This is a genomic window from Paenibacillus prosopidis, assembly GCF_003337375.1.
In the GTDB taxonomy this organism is placed as follows: Bacteria; Bacillota; Bacilli; order Paenibacillales; family Paenibacillaceae; genus Pristimantibacillus; species Pristimantibacillus prosopidis.
The window spans coordinates 57,054-82,429 of sequence record NZ_QPJD01000003.1 but is presented as its reverse complement, the minus strand read 5'-3'; the positions used below and the strand labels follow the sequence as shown (position 1 = coordinate 82,429).

Below are 25,376 nucleotides of genomic sequence, written 5' to 3'. Positions count from 1 at the left end.
AAAACCCGACCTAAATGCCAGTATTATTTTGAAAACGATTATCGTCGGACGTTAATTTGCTTCCCCCTAGTTTATTGGCGTTCTCAGCAGCCTTTCTTCCATACGCGAGTAGATAGGCAGCTGTTAGCTCATCTGTAATCGTTTCGCCCGTTAACCGATCAAGCTGACGGATGTACGCAAGCTGTTCTTTCGGCTTGTTCCCGGCCATCGTAATTTTCACGTATGGCAAACCAGCCTGTACGTACAAATAATTTAACTCCCGCATCGTATATAGACTTGCCGCTTGGTACTTCGCCTCAGCATTTGCCGGATCTAAGTATTGCCGAATATTCTCGTAATAAAACCGATTGGCATAGCAGCCGATTAACCAGCCATTTGGCTTCAGCAGACTTACAAGCCGGTTTACCAAAGGTGTCGTAACTCGGGCATTCGTATCTCCGATGATAATGCCGTCAAGCTCTTCTTGCGGCAGCTCCCAATCACCCTGTTCATTAGGCACAAGCATTTGTATGCCCGATGCCGCTGCAATGCTCGCCGCCAGATTATTTCGCTCCACGCCGAGCCATGTCGCTTTCGGAAATATCTTTTTTACATGCAGCAAAGTCGCTCCGCAGCCGCACCCGATCTCCATAACCCTGCATGCTTCGCGCTTGTACCCATGTGATTCCCGCTCGATAAATGCGATTAAATCCATTCTTATATCCGTCGCTTCAGAGGGATGGAAGCCCCATTTCCTTACAAAGCTATCTGCATTTTCTTTAAACGTATGCTTATTTATTGGTAGATGAGAGCCGTCTGAGCCGCAGCTGATACGATGAATAAACGTGTCTCCGCAAAGCATCAGCTTATAACCTGCTAACCGCAGCCGCAAACCATAATCATCAAATATAAAGCCTTCCATGCCAGCGCTTTCGTCGAGCGGGCCTGCCTTCTCGCACGCTTCGCGTCGCATGAGCAAGCAGTGGCCAAGCAGCTTCACTCTCTCTTCCCATTTCGTTTTGTCGGGAGTGGCATTCATCGCCGCAGCAAAAAGCTCCATCTCCTCTATCGTTTTGTAACCGACAGGAATGGACGACCAATATGGTGAACCGTTCGATACGGGTCCAACCGCTCCAATCCGGCTATCGCTTACTATACAGCGCTTCAATCCGTCCAGCCAGCCCGGCGTCACGACCGTATCGTTGTCAAGCAGCATAATAAGCCCGCCCGAAGCCGCCGCAATCCCTAGATTGCAGATTTTAGGAAATGCTGAATCGTACCCATTGTTTTTTATCACTAAAATGTCACTCTGGCTGTGTGCCCACTCAGCCATATCGTCAGTCGAACCGTTATTGGCTACAATCAGCTCGTAGTCGCCTCGTTCCGTGTGCCGCCTAATGCTCTCTACGCACTTCTTCGTATCTTCAAGCTTATTGTAGTTAACAAGAATAATGCTTGTTATACAACTATTGGCGTCGCTCACGCGTATCCTCCTCTAATAAGCTGTACCATAAAATATGTCGGCACGGACTATTCGGTGAGCAATGCGCTGCTGCTATCGTTTGGTCAATTCGTTTTGTACCGTTTGCGCACGCCAACAACAAGCATGAGAAACGGCAGCACCACTTGAAAGAGCGGGACGATTTTCAACGTAATGTCTAGTCCGATCCAAATATGATACGTATTATTGGGTTCAAGGAATGACGATGCATAGATGACGGCCCCAATCGGCATGACGCAGTAACGATAGGCGATTCCGGTTACGGAATTTAACGTAAATACCGACGCCATGTATAACGCAGTCATTTTCACATAAAGCCCGATAAAGAGCAGAAGCGTAACGACAACATCGAGCCGCTCGAGAAAATTTGCCAGCCGTATCAGCTGTACCACTTCAAGCAGCGGAAGCGCCGTGATGGCAGATAGCTCAGGTCCCAGCACGCACATGACAAGCATATTCATGAATACAAGAAAAGCGGATACCCCAATCATCGACCAATAGGAGGCGCGTCCTATTATTTTCTTTTCGCTTACATGCTTCCAAAACACGAGGAAAATGACCATTTGCCCAAAAGGAAACGACAGTAAGTCCGGAAACGCCGCCTTCACTACAGGTGCAAGCCCATTTTCTAATATGGGCAGCAAATGCTGGGGATCTGGTAACCGGGCAATAAACAGCAGCAATATAATAAAGAAGTAGCTGGCCGCAACAATCGGAAACAGCAGCTGTACGACGCGGACAAACACTTCAAGTCCTTTGCTGACGGTGTAAGCCGCAGCGCTAATAATGAGCAGCATCACAATCCATTTCGGCGTTAAGGTCAGCAATGCCATCATCGTAAGCTCGCCGACATCGCGAACATTTCGCATCGATTCATAAGCGAACCAAACGGCATATAGCAGCCCGATCCCACCGCCGATCCAGCGTCCGAAATGCATCTTATAAAGTTCGGCTAATTCCGCTTCGGGGGCACGGCGTTGTAAGTGTACATACATGACAGTAAGCAGCAGACCGGCTGCCGCAGCAAGTATCATCGCTAGCCAGGCATCGTGCTTCGCTTTAATGCCGAGCTCAAACAAAGGCGTACTGCCGATCAAAAAAACGATGATCAAGATGGACAATTGATTTTTTCCGATCTGCTGCATACTGTCTCCCTCCCCTTTATGAACGCCTTTTTTCCTGCTCACTCTTGAAGCCGCTGCCGCTCATACCTGCCGAATTCAGCTTCACCCTTACCGTTATTTTCAACGTTGTTTGCGGAAACAGCTCTGTCCAGTTATCCTTCGCTTCAGCCCATTGCTTCGGGTATTTTTTGTGTATGACATTGCCGAAGCCTACAACATCCGTCCGGTACTTGCGAACGGCCTTCCAGCCTTTCTGCATGATGGAAGTGATTTCGGCTTCTATGAATTTCTCTGCCTTCTCCACCTGTGCAGGTTTCGATAGATCGCCTCCGCAATTGTACTCCATCAACGTCCCAACCGCCTTAGCATCCACATGCATAATCCATTTGCCGCCCGATGGCTCCGGCCGCAGCTTCGTCTCGGCATGAATGATGCGAATGGAAGAGCTCTTCTGTCCTTTGGCTTCTTCCGTGCAAGCGAACGGTATCACGGCTCTCTTCACATGATTCTTAAGCCACATGACGCCTTGGCTTTCTTCGCCGGAAATCCATCCGACCAATTTATCCTCGGAAATCAGTCCCAAATCGAACAGCCTTACTTTAGAAGGTGTATTCGTTTGGCTCAGCTTATCTGCCCGATTCATGCTTTCTCTTGAGCCTGAGACCACTAAGCCCGGTATGCCGGTGGCCTTTGTTGCACCCATCAAATCCAGCAGCACTTGATGGATGGTCATTTGCCGATACGTAGAGCTGTTTATTTCTTCATTGGTAATCATGCGCTGAATGGCTGCGCCAGGTATTTTCTCAAGCGGGATAAGCTGCTCCAGCATGTGGCGCGCACTTCCTTTGGACAGAAATACGCTTACCGTTTCGCGCGCATCATGATTGCGCAAATAAGTTTCGAACAGAGGCGCCATCCCTTTACGGGCAGCCTCCTGCCCAACAATAACGATTTGATTGTGCGAGAAATAGAGCCGCCGCGACGTCTCTTGGCTCGCTTTGCTAATTGCGGCCCTAAAGCCTTCAGCTTTCGTCGAGAACACATTGACCGACGCCGCCGAACCGCCCCCTACACCACTCATTCCAGAGATCGCTTGCGGAATAACAACCTGATAGGACAATACCCAATTTCCGTCCTTCCAATCCACGCCGGTTGCCGAAACAATCCCGATCTCATTAAGCTCCACACGGTTCCAGCAGCCGACAGCCAGCATACAGACGAACAGCGGCAGCAACAGCTTCCATTTATTCATTGCCGTTCCTCCCTTTAGTTACGGCTTATCAGAATGACGCTGTGCCGGCGGTTTTCTTCCATTCGGCCGCCGTTTTGGATTACGCAAGCTCAAATCGAGCGGCCGAAGCACGATTGCCCACCATGGCAGCCGGATGAATACATCCCGCCAAATTCCCTGCTTCGTCGGCCCGGGCGCCAGCGGCGACATGTACGGTACTCCGAAGGAGCGCAGCGACGTCAGATGGATCAGCGTAAACAACACCGAAATGAAAATACCGAAAAAACCGAAGACACCCGCCATCAGCATGTAGACGAACCGGATAATACGGGAAGTAGCCGCCATATTAAATTCCGGCATAACGAAATTTGAAATAGCGGTGAAGGAAACGATAATGACCATACCAGCCGAGACGATGCCGGCTTGCACGGCAGACTGTCCTAACACGAGTGCGCCAACAATAGAAATCGCAGGTCCGATAGCCCGCGGCATGCGCAGTCCTGCCTCGCGCAATACTTCAAACGTCATTTCCATAAGAAGCGCCTCAATGAGACCCGGAAACGGTATACCTTCGCGCTGCGCCGCCAGACTAATGAGCAATGTAGTCGGCAGCATCTCCTGGTGATACGTTGTTACTGCAATATATAAAGCGGGCAAAAGCATGGCAACGACATACGCTGCGTACCGTATGATTCGAACGAATGACGCAATATCAAACCTTTGGTAATAATCCTCGGGTGATTGAAAAAAAGTGAAAAAAGTAGTCGGCGCCATCAGCACCAGCGGAGTCCCGTCAACCATGATCGCGACCCTGCCCTCCAGCAGGGCGGCCGCAACCGTATCCGGCCGTTCTGAATTCAATAGCGTAGGGAACAGCGTAAACGTCTCATCTTGAATAAATTCTTCGATGTAGCCTGTTTCGAGAACGCCGTCTATGTCGATTGCTGCCAGTCTTCGATATACTTCTTTTACAATGCTTTCGTCCGCAGTCCCGTGCAAATACAATACAGCCACGTTCGAATGCGTTTGCCGGCCGATCTTGTGCATCTGTATATGAAGGTCGGACGATCGGATAATTCGGCGAATCAAGCTGATATTGACTCGAATATTTTCGACGAAGCCGTGCTGCGGTCCCCGAATAACGGTCTGCGTTTGCGGAATAGTGACACCTCGCTGCTCCCCTCCGCAGACTTCAGCTATTAATGCCGCCGGACTGCCATCCGCCATAATGACGCATAGCCCGTCCGTCAAACATTGAAGTGCCTCTTCTAACGTACTGACATCCTTTATCGAACCGATTGAAACGACGCAATTGCGCAGCGCCTCGAGCAGTTTTCCGCCCTTGACATACGCATGCTGCGGCAGCTTCAGCGACATTAACGGCTCCATGACGCTTTCATTAATCGTCTCTGCATCCACTATTCCGCTCACGTAAATAATCGCCAGCTCACGATCCGGAGCCGCATCGCTGCGAAAAAACCGGACGACTATATCGCAGCTGCCGCCGAAGCGATTACGAATCGCTTCGGCGTTCGCATGCAGTGATGGACTGAGCGGCGTTAGCGGCCCTGCGTTTTTTTTGTTCATAACGGCACCTTTCGTTTCCATGTTGCATCTATTTTGGCGCATTATGGGTGTAAATATGTATACGGCGCTAACGTGACTACCAAGAATGGGGTTGAATATAGGGAAGCTTCTGGAGGGTCCTAGAAAGGTTTTGTGATCAGAGGACTGGCGAAACTAAACTAAACGGAAACGATAGTGAAGGAGCTTGCTACGCTGCAGCTCCTCTTTTCTATTAAAGTAACAGGCAAAAAAGGTAAATGGGTATCTGAAATCCTGTCTCCGGCTGAATTTGTGGTGCTGCCGGTTAATGGCTATTCCAAACCGAATCCGGCCTCACGTGCAAGCAAGATGGCCTGAGCGCGATCCGTCACTTGAAGTTTATTCAAAATGTTCGACACATGATTGCGAACCGTCTTTAGCGTGAGGCCGAGCTTCTGGGCAATTTCCCCGTTCCCCGATCCCCGGGCGATCCATTCGAGAACTTCGCGCTCCCGCTCGGTCAATCCGGGGAACGCGTTGTTCAGTGCTTTTTGACCTTGCATCATTTCGAAATAATACATCATCTTCCTGGCGATTGAGGCGCTGAAGATAGCTTCTCCTCCGACGACGACTTGAATGGCGCGCACGATTTCTTGCTTCTGCGCCCCTTTGAGCATATACCCGCGGGCGCCGGCACGCATAGCGGAAAAGACGGACGTATCGTCATCGAACATCGTCAGGACCAGGATGTGAATATGCGGGCTGGTTCGAACGATGGCACGCGTCGCCTCGATTCCGTTTAATCCGGGCATGCTAACGTCCATTAAGATGATATCCGGCTGAAGCTCCTCGGCTAGACGTACCGCTTCTTCTCCGTCCTGCGCCTCGTCGACGACGGTAAATTCCGGAACCGATTGGAGCGTCGAGAGCAGTCCTTCCCGGAACATGGGATGATCGTCAACGAGCAAGATGCGAATCGATTCCTTCTCTGATTGGTTTTGATACATCGTTTATATCCTCCTGATCAATTGGAATGAATACGTTCAACCGCACGCCTTTTCCGGGAACGGATGATAACGAGCAGCTTCCGCCCAGCTCCTCGGCGCGTTCATGCATAGATCCAATGCCGATTCCGTTTCTCTTGGCGCCCGGCAATCCGCGCCCGTTATCGGCAACCTCCAAATGTAAACCGCCTTCCCCCGGCAGCAGCGAAATCTTGCATAAACTTGCCCCGGAATGCTTGACCGCATTCGTCAATGCTTCTTGCACGATACGATAAATCGCCACCTCCGCCGCCGCATTCAGCTTCAATCTGCGATCGAAACCTTCGTGAACTACACGCATGCTTCCCTCTTCCATTTGATGAGCAAGTTCCTTAACGGCGAAAGCCAGACCGAATTCATCCAGTGCGGGAGGCCGGAGCGCATAAACCAACCGCCTGATATCGGCGACCGCTTCCCGCATCTGTGATTGAACGGTCAGCAGCGTTTGCTTTGTTCGCTCAGGCTCCCTTTCGCATATCGTCATTACCTCGTCCAATCGAAGCATCATGCTGGCAAGCCCCGACCCGAGCCCGTCGTGCAAGTCGCGGCGCAGTCTCCGCCGCTCTTCTTCACGGGCGCTCACAAGCCGCTCACGCGAACGCCGGAGCTCGTCGGTCAACCGTACCGCTTGCACGGCAATACTCACCTGGCGGATTAAGTCGTCAAGCATCCGTCTCTTGTTCGGCGGCAGCGCTTCGCTTACGCGATGAATGCCGAGAACGAGACGGCCAACCGTTTCGCCTTGCACGGCCAGCGGCACTTCGCTTACGGTCTCGCCGTCGCGGATGCCGTACTCCGCCAAACGTCGAATCTCTCCCGTTTTATCCACAGATTCGATTGCCGCGTATGGGATGCGCAAAGCGTTTGCGGTTGTTTCAACAATGGCCGGAAGCAGAGATCGATGGGTTAGCGCACCTTCGAGACGCTCCGTAAGTCCCGATAACATCCGATAGGGGTCGTCCCGTTCACCGTATACGAGATGATTGACCGCTCTTTGTACTCGTTCTCGGAGGGGATGGAACAGGACAGCGATCAATCCAGTGGCCATCAACGTCACGATCGCATTCATTTTTCCTTGCATGAGCGTACCGAGAACGCCTACAAGAAGCGCATATGCCATGATGCTCATCGTGCTTAGCACGATATAAACCAAGGTCCGGTTGAAAACCACCGATCTTTTTTGCAGCCGGTCCAGTGCCATCATGCCGATAGAGAAAGGAATGAACAATAGGCCGGTGTATAAAAAGATTTGCGTAAGCATGCGAAGAATCCCGTTTGAAACGAAAATCGGAAATCCGGCAGTCAATCCGGCGATGAAATAACAGCCCATTCCCCAAATGAACCAGCGTATATGCCTCTTTTGTTCTTCTTTGGCATATCGGTAACGCCAGATCTGAACGCCCATAACCAACCCGTGCATGAGGAACATATAGATTCCTTTGACGGCGGGATAATCTTGGAGATTGAAGTACGGCAGCGGCCAAACATAACTGGTGATCATCATGACTACCCAGATAACGGCCGGAATCGCCGTCCATCTTGGTATGATCGCCCTTCAGGAAAAAGAAAAAGAAAAAAGATATACATTGAGCCAAATGAGTTCAGAACGAAAAACATTTGGGTCAGGGCCGGATAATTTGCGAAAAGGGCATCATCCGAGCTGAATATGGTACCTGTCACGATAAGCAGCAAAGAAGCGGTTACGCAGTAAAGGTCCCGCCATCCGTATCGGTAGAGCAGAAACCCTACGGCCCATGAAGATAAATTTTGTATGGCGAGCAATATGACCGTAAACGCCGCGTATAAGTCCGATGAGATTCCATATCGGGCCATCCCCTCGAATTGTGAAGCATCCATATTAAAATAACTCGTACATCCTTCTCCGACACATGGATCCGAATATGCAAAGACTCCAAACCAGTGGCTAAAAAAAGATACAACGAGCGACATCGCCAGTCCGATCCACCATAACGCATGCGCACCAATAAAGAGAGGAAGACGAAGCGCTCCCTTATATGTACCTTTCATCTAATACCCGCCTTTGAACTGCCTTAGAAGTTTTTCCATCAGTATAACATGACCGTATTCCCGATGGGTCGGGAATCTTTCAGTAGACTCGATCCCGCGGAAGTTCCCGGCAAGTCGGGAACAAAAGACGCTGTGGCCGGGACGCCGGGACGATTATGATGAGGATCAAGCGAGGCAATCAATAATGATTCTTAAAAAAGGAGTGTTTGAAAATGATTACTGTACCACAAAAGTTTTTTCGTTTTAGCGGATGGGCCATGTTATTGGCGGGGATCGTCATTACAATCATCCAGTTCGTACATTTGGAGGATGTACCCCACGATATGGAGGAAATGAAATACTTCGTGGATGTCGCCGTCTGGACCCATGTCGCCTTACTTCTCGCAGTTACCGTGCTCCTAATGGGGTTTGCCGGACTCTTTCTTCGCCATGCAAGCAAGCTGAAATGGTGGGGATGGATCGGATACGGTCTCTTTTTCTCGGTGTTCGTGTTTGACCTTATGCACGCTGCATTGCAAATTTTCGATTACCCGGTATTTTTTAAGGATATCACGACCGAAGCGCAAATGAAGGAAGCATCCGATTTGGTCATGAGCATTCAAATGAGCAACGGACCAGGACAGTATATTTTTATGGCTATGATGCCTATGGCAATGTTGGGCACGATCCTAATGTGTATCGGATTCCTTCGCGCTAAGATAATTTCCAAATGGCCGTCCATCGGATACCTTGTACTTACCGTATTGATGTTTGTACCCGTTGAATCCGTGATGATGTTTATTTACCCTATCCAGTTTCTGGTTTGGGCATGGTTTGGGGCGATTCTCGCTTTCGAAAAGCATCCTAAAGCCGAAGTGTCGAGCAATCCGCCAATAACCGCATAGGTCACTGCAATAGAGCTGCTCTATGCTTGGTTCTGAAATTCAGTTTCCGGGGTAAAATGAAGAGGCTGTCCCTTGGGATAGCCTCTTACAATTTTTAACCACTAAGAAAGTTTATTGAACGCGCTTATTTCGAGATGCCGAATTGTTTGTTAAGTTTCAATGGCCGACAAAACCCTTCCTCCCAGAGACTTCGCCACACTTAATCGGCAGCTGCTTTAATGTATAGCTCTAGGCTTCCGGATAAAGCGCCGTAGATAAGTAGCGCTCCCCCGTATCAGGGAGCAGCACAACAATTCGTTTATCCTTATTTTCGGATCTCCGGGCGATTTGGAGTGCAGCGTAAACCGCAGCGCCTGATGAAATCCCGACCAGCAAGCCTTCGCTTCTGGCTAACTGCCTTGCTGTTTCGAATGCATCTTCATTCTTTACTTGAATAATCTCATCGACAACTGATCTATCAAAGTTGCCCGGAACAAACCCGGCACCGATTCCTTGAATTTTATGAACCCCTTTGCTGCCGCCGGAAAGCACGGGAGAATCAAACGGCTCGACTGCAACGATTTTCACCGCCGGTTTTCTTTCTTTGAGCAATTGACCGACTCCGGAAATCGTGCCCCCTGTACCGACGCCGCCAACAAAAAAATCCACTTCGCCGTCCGTATCTCTCCAAATCTCTTCAGCAGTGGTTCTCTTATGGACCTCTGGATTCGCCGGATTGTTAAATTGCTGGGGCACAAAAGAGTTCGGAGTTGCTGCCGCTATTTCCTCCGCCTTTTTGATCGCACCGGCCATCCCTTCGTTAGCTGGGGTAAGAACCAGTTCTGCCCCCAAAGCAATGAGCAGCTTCCGGCGCTCTACGCTAAAGCTCTCCGGAAGAGTAATGATCAAACGATATCCTAGAGCAGCTGCAGCGAAGGCTAGACCAACGCCCGTATTTCCACTTGTAGGCTCGATGATAACGGAATCTTGATTAATAAGGCCCCGTTCTTCAGCATCTTTGATCATCGCAAAACCAATTCTATCTTTTACGCTTCCTGCCGGGTTAAAATACTCCAACTTGGCTATAAGCGTTGATTCAACCTCATTTTTTTTCATAAAGCTGGAAAGCTCTAATAATGGTGTATTTCCGATGAGCTCTGTAAGGTTCTTTGCAATTTTTGACACTGCTTTCTCCTCCGCTAATTCAAATTCCAATCTTTTTAGTTGGTTTTATATGATCACCTTATCATTGATGGTAAATAAATACAATGTGTGAGCTTTATTCCTTGAACTTTGATCTTTTAGCCTCGATTGAATCTCTCTTTATAACTTATGTTTGTCAAATGGATTCGTCTCCCTTAGCTCAATTGACTCCGCTCCAGCCTCCTGCGTACCTATATTCTCAAAGCAACCACTTATTTCCTTTTTATGTATGGACAAGGCAGAGAGCGGCTCGCTCAGCCATATGATAAGACCATATTTTACCGTTATTTCTACCTAACCCACCGATTATACCACCACTAGCGCCCTTTTTTACCGTTATCCAGCCGGAGCATTCCACCAGCCCATGTAAATAATAACCACAAAAAACCTCTAGAATAAGAACGCGCGTTCTGTATATAATAAGAACAACAGTTCTTATTTCTGTATATAATAAGAACAAAAGTTCTTATTTCGGAGGGAAGCATCATGACATTGGAAAAATGGTTCAAATCAATCGGTTGTGTCGTTGATATGATTTATATGAGCAGGAAAGGCAAGTTCACTAAACGAAGAATTCGGGTCATCTCCGTTAGAAACGGTTACGTAAGAGCGTTCTGTATAAACTCGGGCGCACAACGCGTCTTCTTGATTGAAAATATGCTCGCAGCAGAGCTGGTGAGAAGCAATGTCTCTTAACAAAGTAATTCTGCTCGCCGATTGCCAATCGTTTTACGCATCCGTGGAAAAGGCGGAGCATCCCGAGTATCGGAATCTGCCGGTTGTTGTTGCGGGCGACCCCGAACGCAGGTCCGGCATTATTCTTGCCGCCTGTCCGATCGCCAAATCCTTCGGTGTAACGACAGCGGAGAGAATTGGCGATTCGCTCGCGAAATGTCCGAATTTAGTGATCATTAAGCCGCGGATGCAGCTGTATATCGACATCTCTATGATAATTACCCGCATTTATCAATCGTATACCGATTTGGTTGAGCCCTATTCGATCGACGAGCAATTTCTCGATGTGACCGGTTCGCTGCATTTATATGGTTCGCCGGAGGAGCTTGCAAGAATGATTCAGACGCGCATCCAGGAAGAGCTCGGGGTGTATACCCGCTTCGGCATTGCCGAAAATAAAATTTTGGCGAAGACGGCCTGCGACAACTACGCGAAGAAAAACGGTTCAGGCATTTATATCCTATCCAAGGATAAGCTTCACGAGACGCTCTGGACATTGCCTATCAGCAAAATGTTTATGGTCGGCAGCCGCATGACGCGTCATTTTAATGCGATGGGGATGGAGACGATCGGCCAGCTCGCAGAGACGCCGCTGGAGAAGCTTAAGATGATGATGCGCCGCAAATTCGGCAAAAACTCCGATATCAACGCCGAGCTGTACTGGCGTATTGCGAACGGAATCGATGATAGCCCCGTCACGCCGGGGACGCATCAGATTGCCCCCAAGGCTGTAGGACATATGATGACGCTGCCGCGCGATTATGGAAAGCTCGATGAGATCAAGGTTGTTCTTCTCGAGCTCACGGAGCTTGTTTGCCAGCGCTGCCGCGGCAAAGGATATATGGGGCATGTCGTTTCGGTGGGCTGTATGGGAGCCGACTATGACCGCCCTACCGGCTTTAGCCGCCAAATGAAAATGGACGATCCGACCAATGTCACCAATCAGGTTTACCGCGCTGCCGTCGAGCTTTTGAAGCGGCACTGGGACGGCCATCCCGTTCGAAAGGTTGGCGTCAGCCTTTCGCAATTTTCGGCTGATGATGAATATCAGCTTTCTTTGTTTGACCCGAATCGCGAGAAAACGATGGCGCTTGAACGGGCGACGGATGCCATCAAGCAGAAGTACGGAGATGCCATTATTTTAAGAGCGGTTTCGATAACTGACGCCGGGCAGGCCCGGCACCGCTCTGAGAAGATCGGAGGACATTACAAATGAGAAAGAAGCTTGAAGGAAACGGGCTTTGGGAATCGAGCCGCATGATGCTGCCCGAGCACAAGGCCGCTATTAATGAACACGAGAACGCTTTGCGGCAGCGGCAGCGCGTTGAGCTTGATGAGCAGGAGTGGGAACATGTAGCGCGGTCCGTCGCAGAGTCGCTGCAGCAGCGCCATCAAATCACGCTCCGGCTGTTCCATCCGGTCGAGGAGCTGACCGTCATCGGGATCGTGGATCGGGTCGACCAGATGAAAGGCCGCTTCATGGTGGACGGCGAATGGTTCTCCATTAGGGACATTGAAGGGGCACTGCTGGATTAACTGCCCTCATCGGCGCAAGTATTTGATAATGCGAACTGGAATACCTCCTGCTACCTTTAAACCAGACTCGAATAACAGGAATAATAGAGGGAGCTCTACCTGTTCATCTTGTCCGGGCGAAGGGCCTATACGCCCCAATTAAGTCATTTTCTTATTTGTTCCGCTGAACAGCAAGCACCGCCAGTTCAATCTTGTTCAGCATAAGCCCGTATTCATTCGTAATTTCAAAAGCATGCGGCAGCGGCAGCTTTTGAAAGTACGGCGCCACATCGGCTGCAGAACGAAACCAATCGCCGGGCTCCGGCGGCTCCAAGGACTGGTCACCCCAAGCAGCGCTGAGCTCCGGACTGTAAAGCGGCTCCGCCCCGGGCTTCAAACGTCCGCCTAGCAGCCGTTCCACATAGACGGTCTGCGGCGGCTGCCGGCGTACGCGTGCGAACAAGTGCGGAGCGTAATCCGCCCGTGATCCCGTATGCTTAACGGCGCCGGCAAAGCTTCTGGCTCCATCAAATACGCGCGGAATGCCGAACAGCATCGCGTACAGCCGCTTACCAAATTCAATTCGTTCCTTCAATTGCTCGAACCGCTCCATAATAAGTCCAGAAAGCCTCAGCGTCTCTAAACTTTCGCCTTTTCCCTGCCCTCTCCCATATGGAAAAATAACGCCGTTCAGCTGCAGCAGCGACTGCAGCCCAAAAAACAGCGTATCGAGCACTTTCTCTCGGTAATACGGATGCTGCACGACGCGCTGCTCAATATAATGCTGCTCGTTCACAATTAACGCAACCGTCAGCGGTACCGGATCACGATCGCGCCAAAATAACTTCCAGACCGGCGTCATAAACGACGAAACGCCAAATGCCGGCAGCAAATGAAACAAGCTTCTTCCCTCGCGGCGGCTCCATTCGTACAGCAGCAGCTGCGGATAAGCATCTTGAAAAATTAGCGCGTTCGCCTGCTCCAAAAAGCGGAACACCCCTTCCTGCTGCTCCTTTCGAAGCAGCCAAGGAAGCCACTCCCCCTGCAAATCCGTCATATTCCATCCGCCATTGCGCGATACCATATGCGCAAGCAGCGCCCAATGCAGCTCCGGCATGCGGAAATATACAGACCGATATGCTTCCGTACGCGTCACATTGTTGCGGTTGCATGCAGTTGTCTCCGTGCGAATCCGCTCGATGATCATCAACTCCACCCCGCTCCAGCCTCCGGCGCCGCCTGCATCAGAAGAAGCGGACGGCTTCGACCATGCTGACATAAGCTTTCCTACAGCGGAGGATGACAGCTGCAGCGGCATCGCCTCCGCAATCATCGCATGTGATGCGCTCATGGCTCCCCACTTCCCTAACGCATAAGCTAGCGCTGCGCCAGGCAGCGCGATCAGCTGTCGCAGCCAATAGCCCAATGAACGGCGCTGTATGCGTAATCCATTCTTTTCCTCCATCGTCAGCGCTCCTTATTCGACATCGTGCCCCTTGCGCAAGATAAAATGCCATTCTCAACCTATATGAACCAGTATCCTCCATATTGAGGCCTCTCATACCGGACATGCAGCGTATGCACTACATGCATCCGCGTTGTATAATAGAGCAAAACAAGCATTGGAGGCAGATGCAATGTGCGGAAGATATACGCTCACCGTAACGCTGGAGGAGCTGATGGTCAGATATATGATCGGAGAGACAATGGTGCCGTTCCACCGTCCCAAATATAACGTAGCACCAAGTCAGCAAGTGTTCGCGATTATTAATGACGGGCATAGCAACCGGCTTGGGGAACTGAAGTGGGGACTTATTCCGCCATGGGCCGACGATCCGAAGATCGGCTTCATGATGCTCAACGCGCGCGCGGAGACGGCAGCGTCCAAGCCCGCTTTTCAACAGCCGCTTCGCCGCAAGCGCTGCCTTATTCCTGCAGACGGCTTTTATGAATGGAAAACGACGGCGCGCGGCAAGCAGCCGATGCGGGTTGTGCTTAAGAGCCGCGCTTTATTTAGTATGGCTGGTCTGTACGAAACATGGGTTTCCCCGGATGGAACCAAAATAAACAGCTGTACCATACTAACAACGACACCGAATGACCTGGTCGCGCAGATTCATGACCGGATGCCGGTCATTTTACGGCCGGAGGACGAGTCGCTCTGGCTGAATCGCATGATCAGCGAATCAGACGCGCTCGCTCCACTCCTTCGCCCATATAACCCGGATGAGCTCGAAGCTTATCCGGTTTCCTCAGCAGTAGGCAATGTACGCAACGACGACTCCTCGTTAATTGAGCCGTTTACAGCAGATGAGCAATTGGGGCTATGGTAAGTACGTGGGCAAAAAAAATCGCCGACCTAAAACGGTCAGCGAAACATTCCCCACAGCTTCAGCAAGTGAAACGTGTTGTTGGGATCAATTTTTTGCCCCATAACGAAGGCCACGATCTGTTCCTCCTGCGTATCCGTAAGCTGCTCCTGCAAAATCACGGCTGCCGCTTTAACAAGCTTCCTCACCTTAGGGCGGTCCTGCAAATCATACTTTGTCACATTACCGAGCAGCTCCCGCATCCGGTCCTTCATGACAGGGTTTTTTAATTTAAATTTGACACGTTCGACCAGCTGCGGCCGAATGCCGTACTTTTGGTAACTCATGGTCCAGACACCTCCATCCGGCAGTCCCATCTTTAAACTATATGCCGCCCGGAGGTAATAATTGCCTAGTCCAGCTGCTCTCCTTGAAAAATTTGATCCTTCTGCAGCACATTGCGTACTCTTACATAGGACTCATTCGACCAGAAATCGTCCCGCTCCGTTAATGCAGCTGCATCGTCGCGGGCAAGCTCCAGCACCTCATAGTCGGCGACCATATCCGCAAGCCGAAACTCAGGCAGACCGCTTTGCTTTGTGCCAAAAAAATCACCCGGTCCGCGCAGCTCCAGGTCGCGCCGCGCTACCTCAAAGCCATCGTCCGTATCCGTCATAACCTTCATCCGTTCTCGCCCGGTTTCCGACTTCGGATCTGCTACCAAAATACAATGCGATTGATGCTCGCCCCGACCGACCCGGCCGCGAAGCTGATGCAGCTGCGATAAGCCGAATCGTTCCGCATCCATAATAATCATGAGCGTCGCATTCGGAACGTCCACACCAACCTCTACGACGGTAGTGGCGACAAGCACCTGAGTATCATTTGCCCCGAAGGCAGCCATTACGCTTTCCTTCTCGGAGGCGGACAGCCGGCCATGCAGCAAGCCGATCTGAAGATCGGGAAAGGATTGCTGCGTTTGCACGTAGAGATCAATCGCATTTTGCACATCGAGCTTCTCGGACTCCTCGATTAGAGGGCAGATAATGTATGCTTGACGGCCTTTGCTAACCTCTTTACGAATAAACGCAAGTACGCGCTCCATCATGCTATGCTTTACCCAATACGTCTTAATTGGCTTACGCCCGTGCGGCCGCTCCCGGATTGTCGATACGTCCATATCGCCGAAAGCGGTAATCGCCATCGTCCTTGGAATTGGTGTGGCAGTCATCGTAAGGACATCGGGATTCATCCCCTTGCGGCGGAGCACGCTTCGTTGATTGACGCCGAAACGATGCTGTTCATCGACGACGACGAGCCCAAGGCTGCGGAAAAAAACATCGTCCTGAATGAGCGCATGCGTACCAACCACGATATCGATCATTCCCATTTGAAGACCGGCAAGCACATCGCGCCGCTTGCGCTCAGTCAAGCTCCCGGTCAACAAACCAACCTCGATGCCCATGTCAGCATACAGCCTTTGCAGCGACCGCATATGCTGATCGGCCAGTATTTCGGTCGGCACCATAAGCGCTCCTTGATGGCCGGATTTGACTGCCGCATACAACGCAATGGCCGCAACAACCGTTTTGCCGGAACCAACGTCACCCTGCAGCAGCCGGTTCATGCAGGAGGGCCTGCGCATATCGGTCAAAATTTCATTGACAACCTTCTTCTGTGCATCCGTCAGCTCGAATGGCAGCTTTGCGGCGAATTGGCGAATCGTTTCACTTTCGATACGATGCGCGATCCCGTCGTTGCGTTTACGGTTAAGTGCGCGATAAGCCTGAAGCTTAAGCTGAAACAAAAAGAGCTCTTCGTACACCAGACGCTTGCGGGCCGCTTGTCCCTCTTTCGTATCATCCGGCAAATGAATGCGATGCACCGCATCGCGTCTAGCCATCAGCTCATGCTGCTGGACAAGCTCATGCGGCAGCACCTCTTCAATCATCGCCCCATATTGCGTTAAGGCTTGGCGCACCGTCTTCCGCATCCACGGCTGCGTAATGCTTCCGCCAACCGAATAAACCGGTTGGAGCGTTCCGGACTTAGCCGCATTGCCGCTGCCCGGGAACTCCGAGTCCGATACGGTAATCTGCAGCCGCTGCTGCTCCCATTTACCGGTCAGCATAATTTCACGGCCCGGCACCAGTTGGTCCTGCAGAAAATGACGGTTGAACCATACCGCGGTCACTAGCCAATGCCCGACTTCAACCTTGCATGTCAATCTCGACTTGCTCTTGCCGTAACGCTGCAAGACAGGTACGCCCCTGACATGTCCCAGCACGGTCACCTTCTCGCCTTCCTTCACGTCCGTGAGCTCGCGAATCCGGTAATCCTCGTAACGAAACGGAAAATAATCAAGCAAATCTGCTACCGTTTGCACGCCAAAGGCGTGAAGCTCTTGTTCCTTAGGAGCGCTCACGCCTTTGATTTGCCGTACGGAAAATTGATCCAGCGTCATCATATTATCCCTCACAGCCTGTACATGAACACAGCCGAGGTGCCAGGGCCCGTATGCGTTCCGATAACGGCTCCGATCGTCGTGTAGCTGATCTCTTGCACATTAAAATTATTTTTGACAAGCTCACAAAGCTCCATGGCCGTATCATCGCCATGTGTCCAGGCAATCGTAATGGCTACCGGCTCATCGCCGAATGAATGCTTCAACAGCTCAACGATGCGCGCCATCGCTTTTTTTGAACCGCGTACTTTATCAACGGCAAGCACGACGCCGTCTGGATCCAGCGACAAAATCGGCTTAATGTTCAAGATCGAACCGATCAATGCTGAAGCTTTGCCGATCCGGCCGCCCTTTTGCAAATATTCGAGCGTATCGACGAGAAAATACAGCTTCAGCTCTCCATCAAGACGCTTGATCTCATCAAGAATCCGTTCCTTTGATTCGCCTGCCTGCGCCATTTCAGCCGCTTTTAAGACACGCATGCCAAAGCCGAAGGACGCTGATTTCGAGTCAATAATCGTAATATCCGATTGTTCCTCAAGCATAGACTCCGCAATAACCGCCGACTGATACGTACCGCTTAGCGCTGCGGACAAATGTATCGATATAATCGGCGATTCAGCATCCTCAGCGAGCAATCGCTGGTATACCTCCGCGAACTCCAGCGGCGATGGCTGCGATGTCGTAGGGAGCGCAGTTGACTGTGCAAGCTTCTCATAGAACTGCTCGGAATTAATCGTTACAGCATCCAAGTACGTCTCTTGTCCAAAGATCACCTTGAGCGGTACCATCTCAATGCCTAGTCGCTCTCTGACCTCAGCCGGAATATCAGCCGTACTATCCGTTACTATTCGGACCTTCCCCACAATCAATCCCTCCCAAACTTTAAAACGATTGCAATTTATTCCACTGCAAACACATAAGGATACAGCGGTTGTCCGCCATTTTGCACTTCGAGCTCCAGCTCAGGGTATTGCTCGGCAATCCATTCGCACAGAGTTGCCGTACCTGCTGCTTCAGCACCCTCGCCGGTCAGGATCGTAAGCAGGTCTCCGCCGGATTCCAGCATGCTGACGATTAGCGATTGGCAGGCTTCCTGTAAGCTTGCATTTGAAACGACGATCGTCTTCTCTTTGATGCCGATATAATCGCCCTCACGAATGTCCACGCCTTCAATGCTTGTATCCCTGACCGCTTTCGTTACTTGGCCTGAGAGCACCTGCTCGGCTGCATTTTTCATCCATGCAGCGTTGCGGTCAGCCGTTTCCTCTTCTTTGAAAGCAAGAACGGCAGCCAAGCCTTGAGGAATCGTTCGAGTCGGAATAACCGTAACATTGCGCTCGCTAAGCTCAGCAGCCTGCTCGGCCGCCAAAATAATATTTCCGTTATTAGGCAGAATGAAAATGTGCTCCGCAGACAACGCCTCGATTGCCTTTACGAAATCTTCCGTGCTAGGATTCATCGTCTGTCCGCCAGACAGGACGGTATCCACGTCATTTTCAAGAAAAATATCCTCAATTCCTTCTCCGATGGCGACCGCGATAATGCCGAATGGAGCCCATTCAAACACTTGACCGGGCGGAACGCCTTGAACAGCTTGCCCTGCCAGCAGCTCAGCCGCTGCGAAGTCTGCAGTGCTGACATCAACATGCTCATTCTCCAGCAAATCACGATGCTGCTCCCGCATGTTCAAAATATGAATATCGGTCAACTCGCCGTAAGGAAGCGATAGATTAAGCACATCACCAGGCTTGCGCGAGTGAACATGTACCTTAATAATATCTTCTTCCGTTATAACCAGAATCGAGTCTCCGTCTTTTCCCAACGCACGTTTGTAAGCGGATTCATCAAAAAATGCTCCTGTATGTCCGCTTAGCGTGCGATTGATAAAAAATTCCATATCATACAAAAACTCGATCGCTTCTGTCGTTAAGCGCGCTTGCGCCGATAACGGCTCCTGCTTGCGGATAACCGGTTTTGCGGCAGGTACAGCCACCTCTTCAGGCGGAGCAGCTTCAGACGGCATCGAATAATGATCTTGATATCCGTTACCATCGGTTTCTGACAAGCTGCGTACAAAGCCTTCATAGATGAAAACGAGACCTTGTCCGCCCGAATCGACTACGCCAACCTGCTTCAGAACCGGCAGTAAATCCGGCGTCCGTTGCAGCGCTTCGTATGCCTTCTTATGCACCTCTCGCATAAGCTCAGACACGTCGCTCGTTCGGCGGGCATATTGCACTGCGTGCTTGGCTGCCTCTTTGGCTACAGTCAAAATCGTACCTTCCACAGGCTTCACGACTGCTTTATAGGCCATATCGACGCCATGCTGAAGCGCAGCTGCCAGCTGTGCTGTCCCCGCTTCCTCTAAGCCGGCCAGCGACCTGGAGAAGCCGCGGAACAGCTGCGACAAAATGACGCCTGAGTTGCCCCGCGCCCCCATCAGCAGCCCTTTCGACAGGGCTTCTGTCGCTTTGCCAATGCTTGCGGACGGTTTGCTGCGCAGCTCACGAACGCCGGAGGTCATCGTTAAATTCATATTTGTCCCCGTATCGCCATCCGGCACTGGAAACACATTTAATGCGTTAACGTGCTCTGCGTTACGCTGCAAATAATCCGCCCCGAGCAGTGCCATTGCGGCAAAATCAGATCCGTTTATAGAGCGCTTACTCAACGAAAATTCCCCTTCCTGCTACTTGGATACCCTTACGTCTTGAACAAATATATGGACTTGCTCCACTTGTAGACCGATTACGTCATTCAGCACATATTTCACCTTGGATTGAATGTTATGCGCTACCTCGGAAATTTTCGTCCCATAGCTTACAATGATGTGAAGGTCAATATGCAGCTTCTCACTTTCCCGCCGTACTTCTACGCCGCGGGTCAAATTATCTCGTCCGAGCAACTCGGCAATTCCGTCCTTAAGCTGTTTACGTGAAGCCATTCCGACAAGTCCATAACAATCCATGGCTGCAGAGCCTGCAATGACGGCTATGCAATTGTCCGTGATATGTATGGAACCGAGTTCTGTGCTTAGCTGCAGAGGCATGGGAATACACTCCCTTACTGTATATATTATGGACTAAGTACCATTGTACTATAAACGGCTCCTTTATAGAAGTCCGTTCATTAAATCCAGTAGTTATGTATGTTTACGCACTTCACTTGCAGTCAGGATCAGGTAATCATGTATATTTAGGTTGAACAGTACAAAGGTTTATGTTACGATATTCAAGTGTGTTTAAATGTAATTTCGTTACGAATGAAGTTTTGCATACGCAAAACTAAGCGCATGCTCAAGAAGTTAGTTTTGCATACGCATAACTAAATCAATGTTTACGAAGATAGTTTTGCATGCGCAAAACTTGAAGGAGGTGTAGTCATGTCCCGCAAATGTTTTCTAACAGGTAAAGCACCTGGTAAAGGTAACAACGTTTCCCACGCTAACAACAAAACACGTCGTTCTTGGGGCGTAAACGTGCAGAAGGTTCGCATCCTGGTTGACGGTAAACCGAAACGTGTTTATGTCAGCACTCGCGCACTGAAGTCCGGTAAAGTTACCCGCGTATAATGATGGCTAAGGCCATAGACAAAAGCACCTGAGCGCTCAGGTGCTTTTTTTTTCGCGAACACGGCCGTAGGGTGGCGGCAGTATCGGACCTAATTTTTTTGGAATGTATTCAATATTGCTTTTACGAACCCGCCCAAAAATTTCGGCAGTTTAATTGTATAAAATTTCATGCCTCATCCCTCCTCAGACACGCTCATCGAATTGATCCGTGACAAGAACCTACGCTCATGTAACCATCCTATGCATCGTCAGTCCGTCCTATTCCAGCGTGCGACTTAGGCGAAAGCCCAATTAAGCGCCCATTATTGCCTGGGGATTATCCCGTATATAATTAACGGCGGCAATAATAATGGCCAGCAATAAATAAAACACGATCGCCAGGACGATGAACGTGATCCTCAGCCCAGTCGTCTCAAATCTCCGAAAAAACCGTATGCCTATGTATAGCGCCAGCAAGGAAAATAAATACCTGGTTAGCCCAGTTATCATCGAGAAAATAGCAAGCATTAAACCGGCTAGAAATGCGTAGCCAAGCAGCCAAAACGTCGTTTTTAACCGTTCGTTCATCGCTATCGGCCCTATCGCAGCCGCGCGATTGCCGCGGCACGGTCTTTCTCGCCAAATACGGCGTTCCCCGCTACCAGCACGTTTGCTCCGGCTTCACGGATGAGAGGCGCTGTTTCCTGATTGACGCCGCCATCCACCTGGATATGAACCGAGTGCAGTCCGCGTTCGTCCAGCATTGCAGTCAGCTGGCGCAATTTGACGAGCGAATAGGGGATGAACGCTTGTCCGCCAAAGCCTGGATTAACCGTCATAATGAGCACCAGATCCAAGTCATGCAGTATAGGCTCAAGTACAGCTACAGGAGTTGCCGGATTAATCGCTACACCGGCCGGAAGCCCTTTTTCTTTAATATAATGTACGGTTCTGTGCAAATGCACACACGCTTCTGCATGAACCGTAATACGGTCCGCTCCCGCTGCGATATAATCATCAATCGACAGCTCCGGACGCTCGATCATCAAATGAACGTCGAAGGGCAGCGAGGTTGCCGGCCGCACCGCAGCAATGACCGGTGGACCAAACGTCAGATTCGGCACAAAATGTCCGTCCATGACATCGACGTGGATCCAATCCGCTCCTGCCGCTTCTGCTGCTCCAATCTCCTCGCCAAGCCGTGCGAAATTAGCCGATAATATAGAAGGTGCGATAATCGTCATAGTTGTTAGTACCTCCGTTTTTTCTCTTTCATTTCAGCCAAAAACAGAACGTAGTGATCATGCCTGCTTTGCTCGATCTCACCTTTGGCAATCGCTTCAAGTACAGCGCAGCCTGGCTCGTGTACGTGGGTACAGCCCCGAAATTTACAATTTGGTGAAAGCTTCCGCATCTCGACAAAGCAATAGCCTAGATCCTCAATACCAAGCTCTGTAAAATCAAGCTGGCTAAACCCCGGCGTATCGGCCACTAAGCCGCCGCCAATTTCTATAAGCTCGACATGTCTGGTCGTATGCTTTCCTCGACCTAGTCTGTTGCTGATTTCATTTGTTTCAAGCTGCAGTCCTGGTACTATCGCATTGAGCAGCGATGATTTGCCTACACCGGATTGTCCGGCGAATACAGCCAGATGACCTTTCAGCCGTTCTTGCAAAGGTTCGATTCCTTCGCCGAGCCGGGAGCTGGTCCCATACACCTCATAGCCTAAGGGTCGATAGATGCGATTAACGGAGGCGGCCGCAGCTTGTGCCTCCTCCGTCTCCAAACCGTCATTTTCTAAATCCCGTTTACTTAGACAGAGTACCGCAGGTATGCCTGCATGCTCAATATGAACGAGAAATTTATCCAGCAGCTGCAAGTTCAGCGCCGGCTCCGTTACGGAGAATACGAGAATCGCCAAATCAATGTTAGCCACAGGCGGACGTATAAGCTCAGACGAACGGGGAAGCAGCTCCTCAACGGTGCCTTCCCCATTCTCGGTCAAGCTGTACAGGACGTTATCTCCTACCAGCGGAGAAAGACCTTTTAACTTAAATACGCCCCGCGCGCGGCACTGCACGGTTGCTGAATTCGGCAAATCGTCCTTTGCCCGAACATAATAATAGCCGCTGAGAGCCTTTACTATTGTTCCTTTGAGCAAATTATTGCTGCTATCGCCGCTGCTGTTTTTATTGCTGTTGTTCTTCGTTTGATTCGCCATTACTTTCATTAACCTCCGCTTGCGCCGGCTCTTCAGAAGGAGGCGCTTCTTCACCAGGTATGGTCAAGGTGGATGAATTGCTGCCCTGCACAAGCTCCTCGTACGTAATGGATTTCGTATCGATGAACTGGTTATTGCGGTAAACGGTCACTCTGGCTTCCGTATCCGGCGCCACAATAACGGTAACCGGGAATGTTTGCGTACTTGTAATTTGCCGTTTATCCCACTCGATATTCTCGCCGCGGGCATCCGAATACACAATACGGATTTCACTCGTTTTCCCCGCTTCTTCCGGGGATATAACGATGTTGAACTGATGCTCCTTCGCATCGGCTGGCGGTCCTGAGCTTACTCGAATCGATACTTTAGCTCCTATGGTCACCATGTCCTTCGGTTTGTACGGATCCTGACTAATGACAAAATCCTTCTGATGAAGATAGCTTGGTTCATACAAAATGTCCTCGTCTGCCAAAACGAGCTCGTTTGCTTTAATTAAATCCTTTGCTTCATCGATCCGTTTGCCGATCAAATTCGGCATTTCAACCGTTTGGCGGCCTTTGCTGACCATAAATGTGAATTCTTCGGACTCAGGATTAAATTGCTCGCCTGCTTCAGGGGTTTGCTTAATAATCGTATCGGGCGCTTCCTCGCTGAACATCTCTTTAATAATGATTTGATCCTTCGTGTTGATGCCTAAAGCGCTCAACTCGTCAATCGCTGTTTGCAGCGGCTTGCCGACGTAGTCATTCAGTTCTTCCAGCTCCGGTCCGTCGCTGACAGTTATTTGTATTAAGGAGCCTTCCTTGACCCGCATATTCATCTTCGTCTGATTAATCACCTGATCCTTCGGTATCTCTTTGTTATGCTCCCGAATGACAGGGTCTTCAACCTTAAGCCCGGCCGCCTCAATCAATTGACGCGCTTCCGTTTCCTGCTTTCCTACGACATACGGCACGTCCACCTCCGCTACGTCCAGGAAGGCAAGCAGACTTATAAAGCCCCAGATGATGAGCGCTAACACAGAAAGTGTAACACCCACAACGGTTAGCGGCTTTTTCCAACCCTTTCCTTTCTTTTGAAGACCGTCCTCGTTCCATTCCGCATCGGTATTTGAGGTAACAGGTTGCTCCCCCCGATCCTTCGTTGCAGCAGGCCGAATGTCATCGCGAATAGCAGGCATAACCCGAGTCTCTTCCATATCGTTGACGTTCGTAAACGTTATTTTCGGCTCGTTCAGCCGCTCAGGACGCAAACAGCTGTCCAGATCGAGCAGCATCTCATGCGCTGAGCTGTAGCGTTCACTCTGGTTTTTGCGCATCGCTTTAAGGATTACGTTTTCCAGGCTTTGCGGAATATGGGTATTAGCGATCCGCGGTTCCTCGAACGTTTCCTGCAAATGCTTCAATGCTACGCTGATGGGACTTTCTCCAAGAAACGGAAGCTTCGCCGTCAACATTTGATACAGCACAATGCCCAGTGAGTATAAATCCGATTTTTCCCCCGTATTGATTCCTTTCGCATGCTCGGGGGAAAAATAATGAACCGAACCGATTACCGAGCCGGTTTGTGTAATTGTTGATGAAGTAACAGCACGCGCTATACCGAAGTCGGTTACCTTCACCCGCCCATTTTTGCCGATCAAAATATTATGAGGTTTAATGTCACGGTGTATAATATGATTTTGATGAGCATGATCAAGCGCATCGGCTATTTGCACAGCAATACGCACCGCTTCATCAGCCTGCAGCGGCGCACGCTCTTGTATAATTTCATTCAGATTATTGCCTTCCACATACTCCATAACAATATAGTGCGTTTCATCTTCTTGTCCCACATCGTAGATGCTGACGACATTCGGATGAGAAAGTGCGGCTGCCGACTGGGCCTCACGGCGAAAACGGCGAATAAACTCCTCGTCGTGCACGAATTGCTGCCGCAGCACCTTGACCGCTACTTTTCGGTTCAGCAGCACGTCATGCGCTTTATATACAAGCGCCATCCCGCCGCCGCCGATTCGAGTCAAAATTTCATAACGTCCGCCTAAATCGTGTCCAATCATCTT

General features: G+C 50.4%; 25 protein-coding genes. 6 read left to right on the top strand and 19 right to left on the bottom strand.

The genetic code is table 11. The features are described 5' to 3' along the window. Positions 1-10: 10 nt before the first annotated feature. From DFP97_RS05160 to DFP97_RS05130, 7 genes are all read right to left on the bottom strand, one after another. Positions 11-1,462, bottom strand: a complete 1,452-nt coding sequence (locus tag DFP97_RS05160) for a glycosyltransferase (RefSeq protein ID WP_114378927.1) — start codon at positions 1,460-1,462, stop codon at positions 11-13. Between the two features lie 83 nt (positions 1,463-1,545). Then, on the bottom strand, positions 1,546-2,625 hold the full coding sequence (locus DFP97_RS05155) for a GerAB/ArcD/ProY family transporter (RefSeq protein ID WP_114378926.1): 1,080 nt from the start codon (positions 2,623-2,625) through the stop codon (positions 1,546-1,548). Positions 2,626-2,641: 16 nt separating this feature from the next. Further along, complete coding sequence (locus DFP97_RS05150; protein ID WP_114378925.1) at positions 2,642-3,856, bottom strand: Ger(x)C family spore germination protein; 1,215 nt, start codon at positions 3,854-3,856, stop codon at positions 2,642-2,644. Between the two features lie 18 nt (positions 3,857-3,874). Then, positions 3,875-5,422: a spore germination protein gene (locus DFP97_RS05145; RefSeq protein WP_114379239.1), complete on the bottom strand. Its 1,548-nt coding sequence runs from the start codon at positions 5,420-5,422 to the stop codon at positions 3,875-3,877. Between the two features lie 290 nt (positions 5,423-5,712). Then, complete coding sequence (locus tag DFP97_RS05140) at positions 5,713-6,387, bottom strand: response regulator (RefSeq protein ID WP_181873363.1); 675 nt, start codon at positions 6,385-6,387, stop codon at positions 5,713-5,715. Further along, positions 6,338-7,927 carry a sensor histidine kinase gene (locus DFP97_RS05135; RefSeq protein WP_114378924.1) on the bottom strand — a complete coding sequence of 530 codons (1,590 nt, stop codon included), beginning with the start codon at positions 7,925-7,927 and terminating at the stop codon, positions 6,338-6,340. The genes DFP97_RS05140 and DFP97_RS05135 overlap by 50 nt, the downstream gene beginning before the upstream one ends. Before the next feature lie 2 nt (positions 7,928-7,929). Beyond that, the gene (locus DFP97_RS05130) at positions 7,930-8,451 is read right to left on the bottom strand and encodes a hypothetical protein (protein ID WP_114378923.1); all 522 of its coding nucleotides are present in this window, start codon (positions 8,449-8,451) and stop codon (positions 7,930-7,932) included. A 212-nt stretch (positions 8,452-8,663) separates the two neighbouring features. Here DFP97_RS05130 and DFP97_RS05125 point away from each other — a divergent pair, with 212 nt between their 5' ends. Beyond that, a complete protein-coding gene (locus tag DFP97_RS05125; protein WP_114378922.1) occupies positions 8,664-9,335 on the top strand; it encodes a hypothetical protein in 672 nt (223 codons plus the stop codon). A 228-nt stretch (positions 9,336-9,563) separates the two neighbouring features. Here the strand turns inward: DFP97_RS05125 and cysK are convergent, their stop codons facing one another. Further along, on the bottom strand, positions 9,564-10,499 hold the full coding sequence (gene cysK, locus DFP97_RS05120; protein WP_114378921.1) for a cysteine synthase A: 936 nt from the start codon (positions 10,497-10,499) through the stop codon (positions 9,564-9,566). A 504-nt stretch (positions 10,500-11,003) separates the two neighbouring features. On the opposite strand from cysK, the gene DFP97_RS05115 reads away from it, so the two are divergent. The 3 genes from DFP97_RS05115 to DFP97_RS05105 are packed head-to-tail and all read left to right on the top strand — an operon-like array spanning position 11,004 to position 12,788. Further along, a complete protein-coding gene (locus DFP97_RS05115) occupies positions 11,004-11,213 on the top strand; it encodes a hypothetical protein (protein ID WP_114378920.1) in 210 nt (69 codons plus the stop codon). Next, positions 11,203-12,468, top strand: a complete 1,266-nt coding sequence (locus DFP97_RS05110) for a DNA polymerase IV (RefSeq protein WP_114378919.1) — start codon at positions 11,203-11,205, stop codon at positions 12,466-12,468. The genes DFP97_RS05115 and DFP97_RS05110 overlap by 11 nt, the downstream gene beginning before the upstream one ends. Next, on the top strand, positions 12,465-12,788 hold the full coding sequence (locus DFP97_RS05105; RefSeq protein ID WP_114378918.1) for a YolD-like family protein: 324 nt from the start codon (positions 12,465-12,467) through the stop codon (positions 12,786-12,788). Before DFP97_RS05110 ends, DFP97_RS05105 begins: the two co-directional genes overlap by 4 nt. A gap of 151 nt (positions 12,789-12,939) precedes the next feature. Here DFP97_RS05105 and DFP97_RS05100 read toward each other — a convergent pair whose 3' ends face one another. Beyond that, on the bottom strand, positions 12,940-14,232 hold the full coding sequence (locus DFP97_RS05100) for a DUF2515 domain-containing protein (protein ID WP_114378917.1): 1,293 nt from the start codon (positions 14,230-14,232) through the stop codon (positions 12,940-12,942). A 172-nt stretch (positions 14,233-14,404) separates the two neighbouring features. Between DFP97_RS05100 and DFP97_RS05095 the strand changes: the two genes are divergently transcribed. Continuing rightward, on the top strand, positions 14,405-15,100 hold the full coding sequence (locus tag DFP97_RS05095; protein ID WP_114378916.1) for an SOS response-associated peptidase: 696 nt from the start codon (positions 14,405-14,407) through the stop codon (positions 15,098-15,100). Between the two features lie 35 nt (positions 15,101-15,135). Here the strand turns inward: DFP97_RS05095 and DFP97_RS05090 are convergent, their stop codons facing one another. The 5 genes from DFP97_RS05090 to DFP97_RS05070 form a co-directional block, all read right to left on the bottom strand. Then, entirely contained in the window at positions 15,136-15,423 is a 288-nt protein-coding gene (locus DFP97_RS05090; protein ID WP_114378915.1) for a stage VI sporulation protein F, read from the bottom strand. Positions 15,424-15,488: 65 nt separating this feature from the next. Next, positions 15,489-17,540, bottom strand: a complete 2,052-nt coding sequence (gene recG / locus DFP97_RS05085) for an ATP-dependent DNA helicase RecG (RefSeq protein ID WP_114379237.1) — start codon at positions 17,538-17,540, stop codon at positions 15,489-15,491. An 11-nt stretch (positions 17,541-17,551) separates the two neighbouring features. Next, positions 17,552-18,406, bottom strand: coding sequence for a DegV family protein (locus tag DFP97_RS05080; RefSeq protein ID WP_114378914.1), 855 nt, complete (start codon positions 18,404-18,406; stop codon positions 17,552-17,554). A 35-nt stretch (positions 18,407-18,441) separates the two neighbouring features. Continuing rightward, entirely contained in the window at positions 18,442-20,175 is a 1,734-nt protein-coding gene (locus DFP97_RS05075; RefSeq protein ID WP_114379236.1) for a DAK2 domain-containing protein, read from the bottom strand. Positions 20,176-20,232: 57 nt separating this feature from the next. Then, positions 20,233-20,592 carry an Asp23/Gls24 family envelope stress response protein gene (locus tag DFP97_RS05070; protein WP_114378913.1) on the bottom strand — a complete coding sequence of 120 codons (360 nt, stop codon included), beginning with the start codon at positions 20,590-20,592 and terminating at the stop codon, positions 20,233-20,235. Between the two features lie 333 nt (positions 20,593-20,925). Between DFP97_RS05070 and rpmB the strand changes: the two genes are divergently transcribed. Further along, positions 20,926-21,114: a 50S ribosomal protein L28 gene (gene rpmB / locus DFP97_RS05065; RefSeq protein ID WP_114378912.1), complete on the top strand. Its 189-nt coding sequence runs from the start codon at positions 20,926-20,928 to the stop codon at positions 21,112-21,114. Positions 21,115-21,203: 89 nt separating this feature from the next. Here the strand turns inward: rpmB and spoVM are convergent, their stop codons facing one another. From spoVM to pknB, 5 genes are all read right to left on the bottom strand, one after another. Then, entirely contained in the window at positions 21,204-21,284 is an 81-nt protein-coding gene (spoVM, locus tag DFP97_RS05060) for a stage V sporulation protein SpoVM (RefSeq protein WP_010345573.1), read from the bottom strand. 121 nt (positions 21,285-21,405) lie between these two features. Beyond that, positions 21,406-21,681, bottom strand: a complete 276-nt coding sequence (locus DFP97_RS05055; RefSeq protein WP_114378911.1) for a hypothetical protein — start codon at positions 21,679-21,681, stop codon at positions 21,406-21,408. Between the two features lie 11 nt (positions 21,682-21,692). Continuing rightward, the gene (gene rpe, locus DFP97_RS05050) at positions 21,693-22,337 is read right to left on the bottom strand and encodes a ribulose-phosphate 3-epimerase (RefSeq protein ID WP_114378910.1); all 645 of its coding nucleotides are present in this window, start codon (positions 22,335-22,337) and stop codon (positions 21,693-21,695) included. Positions 22,338-22,342: 5 nt separating this feature from the next. Beyond that, the gene (gene rsgA, locus DFP97_RS05045; protein ID WP_114379235.1) at positions 22,343-23,254 is read right to left on the bottom strand and encodes a ribosome small subunit-dependent GTPase A; all 912 of its coding nucleotides are present in this window, start codon (positions 23,252-23,254) and stop codon (positions 22,343-22,345) included. Positions 23,255-23,282: 28 nt separating this feature from the next. Further along, complete coding sequence (gene pknB, locus DFP97_RS05040; RefSeq protein ID WP_114378909.1) at positions 23,283-25,373, bottom strand: Stk1 family PASTA domain-containing Ser/Thr kinase; 2,091 nt, start codon at positions 25,371-25,373, stop codon at positions 23,283-23,285. Between the last annotated feature and the right edge of the window lie 3 nt (positions 25,374-25,376).